At 55.5% G+C, this 16,697-nt stretch carries 12 protein-coding genes and 1 pseudogene; 3 read left to right on the forward strand and 10 right to left on the reverse strand.

Translation table 11 applies throughout. From position 1 onward, the window contains the following. The first annotated feature begins 260 nt into the window (after positions 1 to 260). Positions 261 to 932, forward strand: coding sequence for a DUF3386 family protein (locus tag ACMTNU_RS18130; protein WP_413936708.1), 672 nt, complete (start codon positions 261 to 263; stop codon positions 930 to 932). Between the two features lie 2 nt (positions 933 to 934). Continuing rightward, entirely contained in the window at positions 935 to 1,384 is a 450-nt protein-coding gene (locus ACMTNU_RS18135) for a DUF5069 domain-containing protein (protein ID WP_413936709.1), read from the forward strand. Between the two features lie 183 nt (positions 1,385 to 1,567). On the opposite strand, the gene ACMTNU_RS18140 is transcribed toward ACMTNU_RS18135, so the two are convergent. The 6 genes from ACMTNU_RS18140 to ACMTNU_RS18165 all read right to left on the reverse strand — a co-directional run bounded on the left by ACMTNU_RS18140 (position 1,568) and on the right by ACMTNU_RS18165 (position 13,159). Further along, positions 1,568 to 2,194 (reverse strand): NAD(P)-dependent oxidoreductase, encoded by a 627-nt coding sequence (locus tag ACMTNU_RS18140; RefSeq protein WP_413936710.1) that lies wholly within the window; start codon positions 2,192 to 2,194, stop codon positions 1,568 to 1,570. A gap of 307 nt (positions 2,195 to 2,501) precedes the next feature. Then, positions 2,502 to 3,017, reverse strand: coding sequence for a hypothetical protein (locus ACMTNU_RS18145; RefSeq protein ID WP_413936711.1), 516 nt, complete (start codon positions 3,015 to 3,017; stop codon positions 2,502 to 2,504). Positions 3,018 to 3,182: 165 nt separating this feature from the next. Further along, positions 3,183 to 7,922 carry a multicopper oxidase domain-containing protein gene (locus tag ACMTNU_RS18150; protein WP_413936712.1) on the reverse strand — a complete coding sequence of 1,580 codons (4,740 nt, stop codon included), beginning with the start codon at positions 7,920 to 7,922 and terminating at the stop codon, positions 3,183 to 3,185. A 560-nt stretch (positions 7,923 to 8,482) separates the two neighbouring features. Further along, positions 8,483 to 9,892: a sigma-54-dependent transcriptional regulator gene (locus ACMTNU_RS18155; RefSeq protein WP_413936713.1), complete on the reverse strand. Its 1,410-nt coding sequence runs from the start codon at positions 9,890 to 9,892 to the stop codon at positions 8,483 to 8,485. Further along, a complete protein-coding gene (locus tag ACMTNU_RS18160; protein ID WP_413936714.1) occupies positions 9,865 to 11,901 on the reverse strand; it encodes a sensor histidine kinase in 2,037 nt (678 codons plus the stop codon). The genes ACMTNU_RS18155 and ACMTNU_RS18160 overlap by 28 nt, the downstream gene beginning before the upstream one ends. A 223-nt stretch (positions 11,902 to 12,124) precedes the next feature. Then, positions 12,125 to 13,159 (reverse strand): S1C family serine protease, encoded by a 1,035-nt coding sequence (locus tag ACMTNU_RS18165; protein ID WP_413936715.1) that lies wholly within the window; start codon positions 13,157 to 13,159, stop codon positions 12,125 to 12,127. A 299-nt stretch (positions 13,160 to 13,458) separates the two neighbouring features. Here ACMTNU_RS18165 and ACMTNU_RS18170 point away from each other — a divergent pair, with 299 nt between their 5' ends. Further along, positions 13,459 to 14,070, forward strand: coding sequence for a hypothetical protein (locus tag ACMTNU_RS18170; RefSeq protein ID WP_413936716.1), 612 nt, complete (start codon positions 13,459 to 13,461; stop codon positions 14,068 to 14,070). Positions 14,071 to 14,218: 148 nt separating this feature from the next. Here ACMTNU_RS18170 and ACMTNU_RS18175 read toward each other — a convergent pair whose 3' ends face one another. The 4 genes and pseudogenes from ACMTNU_RS18175 to ACMTNU_RS18190 form a co-directional block, all read right to left on the reverse strand. Next, the gene (locus ACMTNU_RS18175; RefSeq protein ID WP_413936717.1) at positions 14,219 to 14,617 is read right to left on the reverse strand and encodes a hypothetical protein; all 399 of its coding nucleotides are present in this window, start codon (positions 14,615 to 14,617) and stop codon (positions 14,219 to 14,221) included. A 26-nt stretch (positions 14,618 to 14,643) separates the two neighbouring features. Beyond that, positions 14,644 to 15,429, reverse strand: coding sequence for a carboxypeptidase regulatory-like domain-containing protein (locus tag ACMTNU_RS18180; RefSeq protein WP_413936718.1), 786 nt, complete (start codon positions 15,427 to 15,429; stop codon positions 14,644 to 14,646). A 1-nt stretch (position 15,430) separates the two neighbouring features. Beyond that, on the reverse strand, positions 15,431 to 16,057 hold the full coding sequence (locus ACMTNU_RS18185; RefSeq protein WP_413936719.1) for a hypothetical protein: 627 nt from the start codon (positions 16,055 to 16,057) through the stop codon (positions 15,431 to 15,433). A 121-nt stretch (positions 16,058 to 16,178) separates the two neighbouring features. Next, positions 16,179 to 16,697, reverse strand: a pseudogene (locus ACMTNU_RS18190) (hypothetical protein); the annotation flags it as partial.

Here is a 16,697-nt window from a genome sequence, read left to right on the forward strand (position 1 = left end):
CATCTCTTCTTCTTCGGTATGCGAAGCAGCTCGTCGTTCCATGCCCATCCTCTCTGGTCAACACCCGATGGTCGGTTAGGTTCCAGATTCTTGAACACCCAAGCCTAAGGAAATTAAGGGAGTATACCAGAATTGATGGTGTATTGTGAATCTCAAACAACGTCCCCGGTGAACAGACACAAGGCCCTTGAGGAAGACGGCCACCAACCGGTATAACTGGTCGACACGATCCCGCCATCTATTCTGAGAGGAGTTTGACTATGGAACATCAGCCTGCCCCATCAACCGTCGCGGATGACCCGCGAGCTCGGGACCTTCTTCGTCGCGCCTTTGAAGCGACCGCACGCTGGCCCAAGGACTTCCAAGGATTTACCGCCGACCTCACCGTGAACGTGAACGGCAATGAAACCAGCGGGTCTGTCCTCGTGAAAAGCCCTCGTGAAGTGTCCGTTCAGCTCAGCAATGGCGACATTCAAAAGTGGGCACAGGAACAGCTGGGCATGATCGCCGTCCATCGTGGTCCGCGGGGCTTCGACGAATCAGACGGCAAATATACCCTGACCATGGAAGAGGATGGTCATCCGTTGGGAGTCAAGCTCACGATCCATGGGTCCAATTCCTACTATCGACTCAAGGACAACCGCATCACCCAAATCAACCGTAAGATGGCCCATCCCGGCATGAATCCGTTCGCCTTTACCATCAATGTGGAAGAAAGTGCCGTGACCAAGGACCAGAAGAACCTCACGACCAAATACACCGTCTATTACTATTCGCCGACAGACGGGACGTTGACCAATGTGGAGAGCTTCACCGACACCCACATCCGGATCGGAGCCTGTGACCTGCCGGCCACCAGGCGGATCATCACCTATGAAGGTAAGCAGGTTGTCGTGAAATATCTGAACTTCACGAACCACAGCCTGCTCTAACGATGGACTTGCGAACAGAGTTCCCCCGCAGCATGAAGGTGAGGCTGGGGGGATATGCCCATCTCGCGCGCATGATCGACAAGTGCCGAGCCGTCCTGGCCGGGACGGAGGGTGAGTATCTCTATCCCTGCCCGATGGATGAACGGCTGTTGGAGTTCGCCGGGATCACCAGCGACCAATTTACGGCCGCCGTGAAGGCCAATGCGACGGACGAGCGGGTCCTGGCGTGGTTTCAGCAGCACGCCCAAGCCCATCAGCCGGCAGAGTTAGAAGACTGGAATCAGCGGCTGTTGTTACGGGGACCGAGTTCTCCGGAAAGTGCGGCGAAGTTCAAAAAATACCTTGATTCCATCGACCCATTACGCACCGATCTGACCGCATGGTCTGATCTGCAAGATCTCGAAGAAGGGCGGATCGTTCCACAACGGACCTCCGTGACTCACTTCTCCTAACGCGCATTCTTCACGGGCATTTCTCCTACACCGCGCTGCACTCAGTCGATGGAGGTACGGTGTTCGTCCCTCCGCTTTTGAGTTTCACGTTTAAGGTTTCAGGTTGTCAGAAAACTTGAACCGTGAAACCAGAAACTCGAAACAGTTGATCGAGGCACGCTTCACGAGACACGCCACTGCGGATTAGTACGTCAAGGCCGGATACTTGCCGAGGTAGGTCGGGTGCTCAGCCTGAGCCACCAGAAACTGGGCGACATCGGCACGGGCAATAGCGCCCACCTTCATGCCTTCTACCAGTGCATCGAGAACACGATAGCGCCCGGTCATGCTTCCGTTGGTGAGCCGCCCTGGCCGAACCATTTCCCAGCGTGGATATCCGGCGGCAATCAGCTGTTCCTGCACGCGCTTGTCCGCATAAACCTGCTTGAGGAGCAGCGAAAAGAGAAGTCTCATGGGAAATGAATTGTAGCTCCAACTGTCGCCTGTTCCAAAACCAGTGAGGACGATCAGCGTCGGCAAGGAGCCGATTTCATTGAGCACTTGCAGCAGGATACGGGAAGAGTCTGAGAACACGGTAGTCGGCAGAGGACTCTTCACACCGAGTGTCACCAACACAGCCTCGGCTCCCTCCACCGCACTTCGCACCGCTCTTGCGTCCGTCGCGCTCCCCTGCACCCGTATCAGTTGAGCGTGATCTGGAAGCGGCACAACCCGACGTGAAAGGGCCACAACCTCGTGCCCCTTCTGCAAGGCAAGCCGTACACACTGAAGTCCTATCCCAGCCGACGCGCCAAGAACTGCGATTTTCATCGTCTCTCCTCCATCCAGACCTCAACCAGCGTTACGGCACAGGGTCACAATCTCATGAGTATCCACTGCATCAATCCACGCTATCCTCTGAACCAATCAGACGGCTACGCTGTAGGGGTCATTCCAAGGACAGAGTTTGGTGGACGGGAGTGGGATCGCGGCGACACATGGTTGGAGTAATTGCACAGCACGACCATCCCAGCTCACTGGTGAGCTCGCGTGAGGCAATACTCCCTCACGGCATAGCCGCAATGAGGTTCCTTCGCCGGCCAGACGCCTTCCCGGCAATACCATTCACAATCACCACTCAGTACCGTGCTTTCGGAGCTTTTGGATCGATCACAGCCGACGTGAGATCTCGATAGAGTCGGTGAAACGCCTCCGTGCTTAACGCAGGATCTTGAAGTTTTGAAAGCGTGTCTTGCGTAATGAGATATTCCACGGTGTCATCATAGTTGGACGACGCAATCGTGATGAACCGAGGAGGAAACAATCGTTCAGGGAGTAAAATACCGACACCAAGATTGTATTTCACGGCCAGACGAATCGCCTCCCTGGCCTTATCGGCCGGCACGTCTCGGCCCATCCCGATGTTCTGTGGCGGCTGACCCATCCTGGCATACTGGACGTGCACATTCGTCAGACCCGCTTGGGCAAAATCCTTTTTTATTTCTGCCTCTCGAGTCCGATACTGATAGGCAAGCACGACTTCAACCCGGCTCACGGATACCACCGGCACAGCGTCAGCAAAGACGTTCGTCACTGCTGACTCACCGACCGCAACCGTGAGCATGAAGACGATCAGAACAGGTAACACGGCCATAGGCTACTCCTCATCAAAACATGAGACCTGAGTGAGATAGGTCATTGTAACTGAACGCGTTGGAAGAATGCTTGAGGAGAACACGGTCTCGACAGAGAAAGTTGAGGAGACTGTACGGTAGGAGCGGCGTACCCGCTCACAAGCGGGTACGCCACCGGACTTATCCTACTTGACGCTCAGCGAAGCGGGAGAGGCTTTTGCCTTCCCAGCCTGCTTTGCCGTCTTGGTTGGAGGCACCTGCGGCGTCAACGGCTTAATCCGTTGATCATCCGTCGGAAGCACCCGGAAGAGACCCCACTGCCCAGCGTTGGCGTAGGCCGGACGCTGATTCTTCCAGATGTAGTCACCGACGATCCGGTTAGGACCACCCGCGCCACCGGTTAAGTGGGCATTGATGATCTCCGACCCGCCAAACTCCATGGTGCTGACCTGATCGGCACCCTGCATGTACGGCTCGTGCGGCCACTCATGGCCGTCGATCGTGAACAGCTGCACCTGCTCGCTGAAGGCGCCCAGGACGTGAACCGCCACTGGATCACCGACATGAGCCTGGAGCAACGGCGTCGATGGCGTCTCCCCGGCCTTCACGCAAGCAAAGACCTCAGGGATATCGCAACCCTTTTCCATCCGCCATGCGGTCGGTTCCGAACGGTAGTTCACCGCCGTAATACCAGCCACCTGCTGAATGTACGGCATGAAGCTGACCCCGACGATGTTATCCTCGTCCTGGAACATCAAGGAGAAGTCTCGGTAATTCTTCCGATTCTCGTTCCCTGAAATGGTCCGGTCAACGAGCACATCCGTTCGCCAGCTGCTCTTCATCGTCACATCTTCACCGGTCACAGGATCACGATACCGTGACCCCTTCGGACCGACAATGATGGAGCCGAACAACCCGTTGCGCGGGTTTTCCACCACATTACCCCAATCCTGAATGAGCGCGGCCAACTCCCCGTACTCCGGATGGGCGTAATAGGTGTAGGTTTTGCTCTGACCCGGCGCAACCGTTTGGTCGCCCGGATTGTTTCCGACGTTGGCACCGAACGAGTCCTTCGGGTCAAACGCCATCATATCGACGTGGAACCCGGCCCGATCCTTGGCCATTTCGTTCTTCAGATTGACCTTCACGCAATCACCGACGTTGACGTGCAGCGTCAGAGGACTCGGCTTCAACTCACCGGCCTTGACCCGACCACGATCACCATCGAGGACATACATCTTGCCCTGCTCATTGCCGAAGACCATCTTCCGTTCGAGGTCGACTTCCATGACACCCGGTGCTCCATCATGGTACCGGATCTGTTGATCGACCGCCGACACGTTGAACGTCTTCACCGGCGCATCAGCCGGGCACACAGACGGGGCAGACTTCTGAATCTGCTCACGCCCAGGCAACGGCTTCAAATCGCCTTGCAGTTCATCAAATACGCGGAAAATACCCCAGCTCCCTTCCGCAAAGTGCGAGGCGCGACCACTGTAGTAGAGGTAATCGCCCGCCTGCTTCTGCGGTCCACCGGCCGCTGGAATTGCCGGATCATACCGTTCACCGATCACAAGGTGGACGGTGCTACGGGGCATGGCGTCCTTGGCATACCGTTCCATCGGGAACCAATGCCCGGTGACATGCCACGTATGAACTTCATTGGCCGAGCCGACCAGGGCCCGGACAAGAATCGGGTCTCCGAGATACGCCCGTAGTAACGGAGTACCTGGATCGCCATGGATTCCGGAAACGAACAGCTTCGACGGATCCGGATTGTTGGCGAGACGCACGCTCAACGGCTCAACACGCATACCGTAGCCGCTGCCGGTCGTGGCTTCACCACCGTTCAAGAACCACATCGGAGACTTGTTGATCTTCTCCGGGAATTGGTGTGACGGTGGCCCGTCCACCGTGACCGCTCCGACTTTCGCCTGCGGATTATCGGTCGTAATCAGTTCCGCCGTTCTGGCATTGCTGTCCATGATGTGCATCATGACTTCGCGGAAACTTCCACGAATATGGGCCGAGACCGGCTCCAACGTATGGATATCCGCGACAGGACCACTCCGGATCTCTTTGCCGCTGACCGGATCATGATAGGTCGACCGTGGAGGCTCCGTGATGAACGCTGAGAAGAGCCCGTGACCCCACGTGTCCGTGCCGAACACGTGATCATGCCAATACACCGTTCCGAGATCCACATCCACATACCAGCGCTCACGAATGAATTCCACGCTGGCGATATCGTTCTTCTTATGCGCATGCTTCAAGGGCGCATCAAACGTGATGGTCTTCCCGTTGATGGCCTTGATCCGAGCCACTTCGAAGTACTTCGGATCGTCCATGCCGACTCCAAGTTCCGTATTGACATGGAACTTCGAGGTATCGGCAACGGTAATACTCCGTGAACCGGCCTTGGTATCTGCCGTCAGAACCGTGTTACCCGGCAACGGCATACCCTTCTCCGGCTGTGGGTCCTTCAGCATCGTGAAGGCCCTGAGAGACATGTCATACGAGAAACCGATGGTTGGACCATCCGACGCGCTCGTATCGAACTGGAAGAAGTGCGGGTGAAGGTTGATCTTATTCGACCAACCGGTCCGCGCATCGTCCGGAATTTCATTTTTGAAGATGACGTCCACACAATCGTAGACGTTACCGCGAATGACCAACGGTACTTGCTTCTTTGGGTTGCTGCGAACTTCTGCTTCCTCTTCGTGCAACACATAGAGCATGGCGATCGGATCGACGAGTGCCGCCGTCTTTGCCGTCGCCGGCTTCAGGGTCACCGGCAAGGTGATCGAATGGATCGTAAAGAACTTCCGAGGAGCATTCTCCGGGCACAAGCTCCACGGACCTTGCGCACCGGGCTTCGGTGGCTCAGTGTCCCTTGTCCCATCCTCGCGAACACGGAACGGCTCCAACCAGGGAGCCCCACCATGGTTCGGGGCAAAAGGCGGACGCTTTCCGAGGTGCGGACGCAACCACGGGAACGCCAGCTTGCCGGTCTGTGGATCAAACGTGATCGGAGGCCGCTTTAACGGCGTGGGCGACACATAGTCCGCCCACTTGTGAGGAGTTTCCGGCTCATTGAGAGCCAAGGCGCCCTCCCACTTCCAATTCACCACCGTCGGATCGTTCGCCTGTGCTTGCTTCACCTGATCTTCCGTCTTCCCAGGCAATCCCTGAGGCGGAAGCATGTACTCAACCCAATCCTTGATAGAAACCTTAACAGGATTGGCTTTCCAATCCGTCTTATCCTTCGTGATTTCCCACTTCTTCCCGCCGTACCAGTCGACCGTGGTGCCGACCAACTTATCGGAGCTGACCGCCTGCTTGATCTTGCCCTTTCGATCCGGCAGTTCTGCCAGCGGCTTCATCACATCGGTCTGGAACCCGGGAGCCTGCAACGTGTTATAGACCCGCCAGAACCCCCACATACCCGTCACGTAGTGCTGCGGGATATGGCAATGGAATACGAATTCGCCGGCCAGCGCTTGCAACCCGCCGGATCCACCTTCGATCACTTCATCATAGATCTCGGACGGCCCGATGGACTGCACATCCAAACGATCAGAGGTATCGTTGATCAGAGGAAACTTGACCGGACCATTCTTCGACAACGTCGGGTCCAGCTTGCTGGTTCCAGGCTGTCTGGCCCAACGAATCGACCCACCATGCAAGTGGTGCGAATGGACGATTTCTGACCCACCGATCATGCGGAAGGTCGCAGGATCGCCCAAGTACGAACGTGGGATCGTGGTCGCCGGGTCACCGAACGTATAGGACCCATAGCCTTGCGATTCATCGGCAAATCCTACGAGATGCTCTTGCATCTCCAATCGCGTCCCATGTGGCTCGCTGCGATAGTTGAGCAACCGAGCGGCCGGCCGATAGGTATCGGTATGGGCATCGCGCTGCGGGAGCATGTCGCCCTTGCGATTCAAGAGCCGGAATGTCTCGTCACCGGCCTCATGATAGAAAATCACGAATTCCCGGAAATCCGATCCCTTCTCCTTATCGATGATGGCTTCCCATCCGCTCTTCATTTCCTCGCCGGTGAAGGGGCTCAAGAAACGAGAGCCGCGTGGTTCCACAACAAGCGACCCCAACAAACCGAGCGAGTACTGATCTCTCGAGGCATGGCTATGGAACGCGTGCCCGCCCTCTTGCGTATCAGGCTGGATGTACCACTCAAATTCACCAGCCTTACCTGAGGCCACCAACGCCTCTGGATTATTGGCTGTCGCCGGCTTGCCGCTGCCGGCCACCAGCATCTGCGAGCCATTGATGATCATGTTCGTCGGCTCACCCTCAATCTGATTGCGAAGGGTAATCCGCAAACAGTCGCCCTGGTTGGCCCGAATGACCAGCGGCTGAATCAAATCACCCTGTAGGCCGTTCGACACAGCACCACCGGCAAAGGTCTGATCCTCGCTCTCCCGCGCCGCCTTATTTTTCGTCTCTTCCTCACGCACCCCCGCGACATTCTCAGTCAGGGCGTACATGAAGCCAGGATAAAAGTCTCCGAACCGATTGACGGTGATTTCAACGTTCATCGCCGTCACATCATAGGCTCGAACAGGTGCACTGGCTGGGCATCGTCCACCCTGTGTCACCTTCACCTTATCCATGTCATCCGCAACAAGGAGCACACCCTGCTGCATCGCGTGGGCACTGGCACCTTGGAACGGTCCTTTGCTGTGAACCTGCCGTTCGATTTGGTCAACGGCTTTGGACATCTTGTCCATCAAAGCTGGACCAGCTTGCGCATGGACCGGCTTTGCCAGATCCTGCTTCGTATCCTGGGCAATATGGGCATCGTGCGACATGATCGCACTAGCCGGCAACGCCCCAGCCAAAATCAGGCTGGCAGCGAATCCCCAGATTCCCGGCCTCGTCCATTTTGTAGAAACAATCATACGTTGCTCTCCCTCCTTCTAAATCCTGATCTCTAGTTCGTCACTTACACCATTTCACACACAGTGTTAAAGTCTGGTAGGGCCCGATGATAACCGGAGGGTACTTGAGGAGGTCGGTCCTTGCGTTCCCACTTCCCTACCAGACAAGTTAGATTCTCCATTGGGCGCACGAATCGAGCTAGCTAGTGCGCTCAAGAGAGCAACTCCTGTTCCAGAAAATCGTGGACCATGTAGATCTACTTTCTGTGATTTTTTCGTAGAGCCGCTTTGTGACACAGAAACCATATGGGGCACGTACGCCCCATACGGTTCTCATAGATGAGCACAAACTATCGATAGACAAGGTATTTTGTCAGCGGTCTAAAATGACAGGCAAATGGGGAGTAGACGCCCCATTTTGAAGCAGGCGATTAGGCTCAGAATCATGTAGTGCCCTGGAGGACACTTGCGCAACATCGGCGAAACAATGTCGGCAACAGCATTTCCAACAACTTTTCAGCTACCAATAACCCAAGTGCAATGGATTCTGACTGGAGGCCTCCGGATAGGCGTTTGCCTGGTCAGAATGAACCACGCAGACCGTGTTTCTTGACCATCCGCTCAATGGTCTTACGATCCACTCCAGCCTCTCGGGCAGCCCGCCCCATATGCCCGTCGTTTCGTTTGAGAAGGTCGATCAAGAAGCCCCTCTCGAACGACTCCACCGCCTGCTGCTTGGCCAATTTGTACGAGCCAGATTCTGGTTGAACAGAATCTCTCTCGGTCAGTATACGGAAGCGTTCTGGCAGATGAGTACTCGTCACAGTGGATCCCTCGACCAGCACAGCGGCTCGCTCCATCACGTTTTGCAGCTCCCTGACATTACCAGGCCATGAGTATCGAATCAGCAATTCGGCAGCAGATGGGTCGATTGTCGGAGCCATAGTGACATCACATCGAACCCGCTGTGCAAACCGCGTCAAGAACTCATTCGCGAGGAGAAGGATATCCCCTCCCCGCATCCTGAGCGGGGGAAGAGTCAGGGCAATAACGTTCAGACGGTAATACAGATCCTCGCGAAAGGTCCCTCCACGACATAGTTCCTCAAGATCCTGATTGGAAGCCGCAATGACACGGACATTCAGCGGCGTGAACCGGGTCCCACCAACCCGCCGCACATGCCTTTCCTGCAGAACACGGAGCAGCCTCGCTTGGAGATTGGTGGTCATTCCACTTACCTCATCGAGGAAAATTGTGCCGCCGTCTGCTGCTTCAAATAGACCGGCCTTTGCGGCGTGGGCACCAGTAAAGGCACCCCGTTCATGGCCAAAGAGTTCAGTCTCCAACAACGAGTCCGTCAGCGACACACAGTCCACAGTGATAAACTGTCGGTCTCCACGAGGACTCAATTCATGAATCATTCTGGCGACCATTTCTTTTCCTGTCCCACTTTCACCGTAAATGAGAACGTTCGAATCGGTCGGTGCCACTTTGTGGACCATCGCCACCACCTCCCCGATCGGAGCGCTGTTACCCACAAGCCTCGTCACTTCGTTCGACGAACGTGAGGACAAGTGTTCCCGTGCTGTGCCGATCCCTACACCTGCAGCTACGCCAGGCACCCTGGATTCAAACGCCCGCCTTGCCACTTGCACCAGTTCGTCGCTGGTAAAGGGCTTCGTGATGTAATCAAACGCCCCATACCTCATGGCCGTGACAGCTGTATCGACCGTTGCATGCGCCGTCAACAGGACCACGAGGACGGCCGGATCCAGCCGTTTAGCAGCAGCTAATACTTCGATGCCGTCCAGCTTGGGCATGCGCAGATCTGTCAGTACAAGACCAGGCCGTTCACGCTCCATCATCTCAATCGCGTCCACCGGATCTGAAGCTACCACGCAGTCGTACGGCACTCGGCTCAAAATTCGCCGACAGTTCTCCAATGCCTCGCGCTCATCATCGACTATGAGAACTTTCCCTGCGATTCCCATATTTCCCCTTCTTTGATCGACACGTCGCATCCGACCGCCGGTAAGGTCACAGAGAACAACGCGCCGGTCTCTCCGCTCTTAACCTCAATTCGCCCCCGATGATCTGTGACGATCCCGTAGGCCAAAAATAACCCCAACCCGGTTCCCTGTCCCGCCGGCTTGGTACTGAAAAATGGATCAAAGACCCGCGCCTTGATGTCGCTCGCAATACCAGGGCCGTTGTCGGACACTGTCAGTTCGACTCCAAACCTTCCATCCATCTGCATGGGTCTCGTTCGAACCGTTACGAGACCATCCCTCCCCAAGGAACTTACCGCATCAATCGCGTTGTTGAGTAAGTTGAGAATGACCGTCTCCAATCGATCCCGATCGCCCATGACAGCCGGAAGTAAGGGAGCAAGCTCAGATTGAAGCCCCACGGAAAGAGCCGAAACTCGTTCGCCAGCAATGGCAACACACGAATGCACAACACAATTGAGATCAACCGGCTTAAGGGTTGAGACCGATCCTCGTGAGAATGCCAGAATACCCTTCGTGACGCGTGAAATACGCTCCGCCTGAGTTTTGACTGCAAGCAGATCCCGTCGCACTTCGGTCGGGACCCGCGACCACGCCTCGTCAGCCTCCATGCATTCAATACGATTCAAAATGATGCCGAGAGGATTATTGACCTCGTGTGCGATCCCACTCGCCACTTTTCCCAGCGTCGCCAACCTTTGAGCTAACTCCAGACTTTGCATATGGCGGGTAATCTCTTGTGTTTTTTCTTCCACCCGACGGGCCAGACCTCGATTAAGCCCCTCAAGTTCGGCACGCGATGTTTGCAAACGATCAGCCATCCGGTGGACCGCAGCGGCCAGTTCCTCAAACTCGTCTCCTGTCTGAATATGAAGCGGAAGGTCGTACGTTCCCTTACTGATGGCTTCAACACCGGCCTGCAACAGCTGAATCGGACGGGCAATCCGTGCGGCGACATACTGCCCGATCGCCCAAAGAAGCCCGAGCATCACCAGGCCTATCAATGCAAGATTCCTCAACTGATCGCGAATCGGTGCATAACTTTCCGCAGGCAATTGCCGAACAAACACGTGCCACGGATTATCCGGTACTCTAAGCTGAGAGACAGGAGCAAAACCCACAACAGTGTCGACTGCACCATGTCCATCATCTTCTGCAATCCCCCACCCGGGCTCTGATGACACGATCATCGCCATCAGCTGGCCAGGGATTCGATGCGCCTGGCGCGGCAGGATCGGACAGACAAGCGGATTGCCTGCATCGTCGAATAGCATCGCGTGACCAGTCTGGCCGATACGAATTTCTTTGATCATGGCAAAGAGCGTATCAAACCGATAGGAGGCTTTCACAGCACCGATCACCAGTCGTTGCCTCTCATCCAAAATAGGAACGGCAATATCAATCGTTTCTTCTGATGTCCGAAATGATCCTTCATACGCCGCGACCAAACCACTGACATAGACCTGATCTCCATTTCCGGTCATAATGGCTTTCCACCAGGGTTCCTCACCGAAATACAAATGGTCCGTATCTGAACTCGTCGCGACAAGTGCCCCATACTGATCAACGACAAGCAAGCCGATGACTTTATCTCCCCCTCGAACCTTTGTTTCGAGAAGAAATCGAGACAGCTCTGAATCCAACACGGGCTTGTCCCCTGCAGCACTCCCCTGCCACCTCTCATTCCGTTCTTTAATGACGATCGACACCTGCTGCTGTTGGGTGGGATAGGAACGATTCGCGGATTCCACAGGTTGACGAACACGGAGTGGAGTTGATCCGAGCAAACGAACTGCTTGCACTTCGCTCTGAACTAGCATCGTCACACGATCAGCCGCTTGAACAGCCACAGCCTGTAGATTCCCTCCAATGACATCCCGAAGTGACCGCATCCCCGACACATAGGCCAACATCAGGCCGATCAACAATGGAATACAGCCTACCAGCACGATGGCCCACACAATGCGATTTCGAATCGTCCGGATTCTCATCGATGCGCCCACCCAAGAATGAATTATCTTACGCACCGCAAGACGGGAAACTCCAGAGGGGATTGGCCTGAAACACATCGCACCGGTGTAGATGCCGAGACGGTGATAGTCTTCACCCACTGCGAAATAACCGTGTAATGCGGGCAACCGACAATCACTGCGCTAACGAGGACTGTTCAAATTGGGCCCCGCATTCCAGGTTAGAGATGTGGACAGACAGTCGTTATCCACCACCCAGGACCACATGGAACGTCAGATCAGCGTCTACCCGGCGCACCTTAATTGCCACTTCCTGCCCCGGTGTCGTCCGTTCGATCAGGAAATTCTTTAACTGGCCGGCATCAAGGATCTCCGTCTCCTCAATGGTGAGCAAGATATCGTGTTTCTGCAGGCCTGCCGCTTTGGCTGGCTCGGCGACATCCTTCACCGCCACGCGCAGCCTCGTGCCATCTTTGACCGAAGTCAGGTGGAGGCCAAGCTTGGAGAAAGCAAGCGGTTTTCCAGAGACTGCCGCGTTGACGATCCGCTCAGCAAGAATACCTGGAATCGCGAATGCCATACGGCTACAGTAGCTCTGCGTTTCTTCCTTATCTGTCTGAATCACCGCGTGCACGATTCCCACAATCTCTCCCTGCCCGTTAAAGAGTCCTCCTCCTGAATTACCGCTGCAGGCCGAGAGATCAGCCTGGATCAGGCGGGTATCAACCGTTTGAAGAAAGGTGTTGGTATTCCCAAGCCTGCCAAAGGCCATCGTCGGCCCCCACCCAAGCGGATAGCCGACCGTGAAGACCTCCATCCCAGGCACCACGTCTCCGGTGACAAATGAAGTTCCTGCCTGCAGTTTTGATCGATGCGGTTCGGCCACCCGATAGAGCACAACATCCATAAATGCACTGTCACCGACGAGATCGGCTGGAAGTTCATGCAGATCATTCGTCAGAATGCGGATTCGTTTCTGAATGATGGTACCAGTCGTCGGATCATGTTTCTCTGCGGCATGCCTGGCGGTGACTACATACCCGTCTCGCAGATGGAATCCAGTGCCTCGCACGGCGACCTTGCCTGGCTTCTCCGGCATTCGTTGATCTTGGGTCTCTGCCAGAATTCCGACGGTGACTTGTTTCGCGCGAAGAAACGCATCCTGGGTGGGCGACACGGTTTCAGCATGAGTTGGAAAAGCAAAGACCGTCGAGACTACCGACAAACTGAGTAGAGATAACCATAGCCTGTACGCTTCCATTACCTGATAGCAAATCATGCCAAACTCCTTCCTTAACAACCATCAATTTGTCGCAGTATAAGATATGTTACCCTATTGCTGTTTCTCGCGGAGGTTGCTTCAACTCAGGAAGACTATAAAACCTTCTCCACCATTCCGTAAACCAGCATGACAACAGAGTCGCGTGGAGAGAGGGTTGGGGAAGCGCGCGCTGACCTGGCTGCGAAACGCAACCAGAAGCGGCGCGTCACCTGAACAGCGTGCAGCGACGATCGGATTTCGTTGTGCTAAATCGATCCGTAAGTGAAAAGGAAACGGACCGCCTCATGAGGACATGCATGATTCGACGGTATGTTGTGGTATCAGTGCTTGTGCTGTGTCTTGCTCCAAACCTTTCGCCGACGTATGCCGGTGCGCCAGAGCATACCAATGAAGCAGGGTGGAAACTCTACACCAACGCCCGATTCGGGTTCTCGATTCGCTATCCGGAAGATTGGCGCCTCGGCAATCCCATGCCGGACGGAGTCGGCGTGATGCTCCACCCTCCGATTGAACAGAGTCTTGTGGCAGTTTCCGGCCATATGAATGTGCTCAGCGGGAACAGCCCGGAAGGCAGGCAGACGCTTGAGGAATTCGCCTCAGCCCACCATCGCATTATCACGGATGTTTATAGCAAGAAACAGGTCACGCTCCGATGGCAACCGGATCAGGAGAGGTCTCTTTCAGGATTTCCTGTGAAGGAACTCATCTTTACTTATAAAGACGATAAACAGAGTGAAATCATTGAACACCACATCTTCTCGCTGGGCCGAAACGAAGGACGGGGAATACGAGTCAAAGTTCCTCGGTCAGCTGAAGAGCAGGTCATGTCGACAATCAGGAAAATGCTGGAAACCTACCAGCCCGGGCGGGATCAAAATGCAGTCAGCCCCTTGATGCCCAAACAGTAACTCGAATAAGGCAGTTTACTAAGGCAGGCGTTCAAAAACGTTGCCAGCAAGGCCGCAGCCGATGAAAGCACCGGAGGCGTAGCTTCAGAGCTAGGTTGAGGATGCATTCGAGGCGAGAACGCAGCTCGCGGTGCTTTTTCAACGCCTGCTACGCACCGCCGTCTTTCATGGCAGCGAGATGTTTCATCGCCTCCTTGGCCGCAGCCCTAGCCTTCACGGCCGGATTCAAACTGGCGCCTGGGTCAACCTTGTCTCCCAATTCCGCCACTCTGGTGCAATGTTTGATCGCGTCCTGCAAATACGGTACGGCTTCTTTTCCATGTTCATCTCTGGTCGGTAAGGCCTTGAGGATCGCCTGGGCTTGCTTCGCCACTTCGGCACAGTGATGCAGGATGGCATGGCCGTCGCCCATGCCGCCATGCATGACCATCTCTTCTGCATCTCTGACCATCGCTCTGCCTTGATCTTGGACTTCCTGTACAGCCCCTGCCGAGGCAGTCCCATTCGCCATCGAGAGCCCGCAGAAGAGGACTCCGAGGAATGCCATTGTCAACCGTGGGGCATTATTCGACATTATTTAACCAATTGGTTCGCTTCGAATAGAAAATCGAGCGTCAGAGCCTCCTGAGGCTTTACTGTAATCTCCCGCTCTTGGGTGCCAAGAATCGGATGCCACGCCTTGAGTCGATAGGTCCCTGCCGGAAGATCACCGATGGTAAATGCCCCATTGGGACTCGTCACGGCATAATAGGGATTGTCGATCGCATAACCCCAGTTCTGCATATACGGGTGCATGCCGCACTGCATGGTGAATATTTTCCTTCCCTTCACCAGTTGAACCACATCGGTCGTCCCGCTCACATGCAACGCCGGTCGATGAAGGACGATGTCGACGCCGGCCTGGTCGTAGGCATAACCTTGAATATCGTGTGACACCGGATCTCGATTAAAGACCGTGACCCGGCGCTTGTCGCTGACGACGGTGACAAACGGCAGAAACTGACAGAGACTGGCTTCCACCTCCGCATCGGTGGCGGTAAATGCCTTGCCTTTCTCGACACCCTGGATGACGACCACCACATCCTTCAGACCGCCATCCTGGCCGACAGTGACTTCCTTCAGAAGGCGATGTCCTTTTCCGTCTGAAAGAGTCGCGCAATACTCGCGGTCATAGTAGCGACGCAGCTCGAAGACTTTCGGTTCAGGCACAGGCCCCGTGAAGGTGATTTTGCCTTGCACGGTCGCTCCATTGACCACGCTGCCTGACTCATACGCCAAGACCTCCGTTTGGAGCCCCGCCGCTATGATCATCTCCGCACAGAGCGCGAGACCGAGCCCTGTTACCATGATTCGTTTCATCTTAATCCCTCCTGTACCCCTCATTGTTCGATGTCGGTTGCATGGTTGCGGGTGGATTGGCTGGATCCAATCTCTGTGGCAGCTCGAACAAAAATCGCGACTGTTCGGTAAAGATCAACCGGCGAAACTCCTCCGACCATTCCCCCTGCTTGCTCACCGTCTTCATCGGAAACCGCTGAACCTTGGTCACCCACCGATAGTATTGCCGAGTTTCCCCTGCTCCTGCAACTGTCACCTCGAACAACTCCGTCGGATATCCATTAAGCATCTCGTCTCCGACCAACTCGCGCGCGATTTCGCCGGGCATGTTCTCGCTCACCTCCAGCCGATAATCATCCGTGATCGGCTCCTCCACATACAGCCGTCGCTTGGACAAGATCAACCAGGCTATGCCGCGATCTACTCGAACGATGATCACGCTGGCCCCTCGCTGAGGGATGAGAAACTCAAATCGCCAGCGATCGTCCTTGGCGTTGACATGCGCTGTCACCACGGACTTCCCTCGCTTGACGATCCGATCACCGGAAAAGTCGAGCGCGGTGGCCGCCTCCGGAAGACTGCCGACCGCCATCGACAGCAGCCACACCAAGAATGCGCCGATCAATTTAGATACTGCTCGCAGATCCATCAGTTCTTTTACCGTATGGCTGAGCCTGGTCCAAGACATCGTTTGCCGACGACAAACGAACGGGGGAACCCGGCTCTCACAAGCCGGCTTCCCCCGCCTACTACGTCTCCTCGTCGGTCTTCTACTTGGCCTTCGCCTTCATAGACACCGGGAGGGATTTTGCTGAGGACTTACCCTCGGCATGTTGTGTAGCCGGGGCTTTCCCACTCAGCGGAAGGATCGCACGACTGTCTCGGTCCAATACTTTTAACATGCCCCAATGTCCGGCATCGAGATAGCCCGGACGCTGGTTGAGCCAGAGATAGTCACCGGGAATCCCGTTCGGTCCGCCCGCTCCGCCGTTCAACCAAGCATTGAAGACTTCGGACCCACCGAATTCCATGGTGCTCACGAGGTCTGCTCCGTTGATGTACGGCTCATGTTTCCACTCATGGCCGGAGACGCTGAACAGTTGCACCTGTTCACTGAATGCGCCCAGGACATGAATGACAACCGGATCTCCGACATGCGCGGCAATCGTCGGGGTCACCGGCTGATCACCTGTCTTCACACAGGCGAACACTTCACTGTAGGCACAGCCCTTCTCGGTGCGGTAATCGGTCGGCTCCGACCGATAGTTCACCGCCGTCACGCCGGCCAC

The organism is Nitrospira sp. BLG_1 (genome assembly GCF_047338595.1).
GTDB lineage: Bacteria > Nitrospirota > Nitrospiria > Nitrospirales > Nitrospiraceae > Nitrospira_D.

Bases quoted from the DNA above. Each gene is read 5' to 3' on its own strand.
- ACMTNU_RS18130 (WP_413936708.1), top strand. From the start codon at position 261: ATGGAACATCAGCCTGCCCCATCAACCGTCGCGGATGACCCGCGAGCT.
- ACMTNU_RS18135 (WP_413936709.1), top strand. From the start codon at position 935: ATGGACTTGCGAACAGAGTTCCCCCGCAGCATGAAGGTGAGGCTGGGG.
- ACMTNU_RS18140 (WP_413936710.1), bottom strand. From the start codon at position 2,194: ATGAAAATCGCAGTTCTTGGCGCGTCGGCTGGGATAGGACTTCAGTGT.
- ACMTNU_RS18145 (WP_413936711.1), bottom strand. From the start codon at position 3,017: ATGGCCGTGTTACCTGTTCTGATCGTCTTCATGCTCACGGTTGCGGTC.
- ACMTNU_RS18150 (WP_413936712.1), bottom strand. From the start codon at position 7,922: ATGATTGTTTCTACAAAATGGACGAGGCCGGGAATCTGGGGATTCGCT.
- ACMTNU_RS18155 (WP_413936713.1), bottom strand. From the start codon at position 9,892: ATGGGAATCGCAGGGAAAGTTCTCATAGTCGATGATGAGCGCGAGGCA.
- ACMTNU_RS18160 (WP_413936714.1), bottom strand. From the start codon at position 11,901: ATGAGAATCCGGACGATTCGAAATCGCATTGTGTGGGCCATCGTGCTG.
- ACMTNU_RS18165 (WP_413936715.1), bottom strand. From the start codon at position 13,159: ATGATTTGCTATCAGGTAATGGAAGCGTACAGGCTATGGTTATCTCTA.
- ACMTNU_RS18170 (WP_413936716.1), top strand. From the start codon at position 13,459: ATGATTCGACGGTATGTTGTGGTATCAGTGCTTGTGCTGTGTCTTGCT.
- ACMTNU_RS18175 (WP_413936717.1), bottom strand. From the start codon at position 14,617: ATGGCATTCCTCGGAGTCCTCTTCTGCGGGCTCTCGATGGCGAATGGG.
- ACMTNU_RS18180 (WP_413936718.1), bottom strand. From the start codon at position 15,429: ATGAAACGAATCATGGTAACAGGGCTCGGTCTCGCGCTCTGTGCGGAG.
- ACMTNU_RS18185 (WP_413936719.1), bottom strand. From the start codon at position 16,057: ATGGATCTGCGAGCAGTATCTAAATTGATCGGCGCATTCTTGGTGTGG.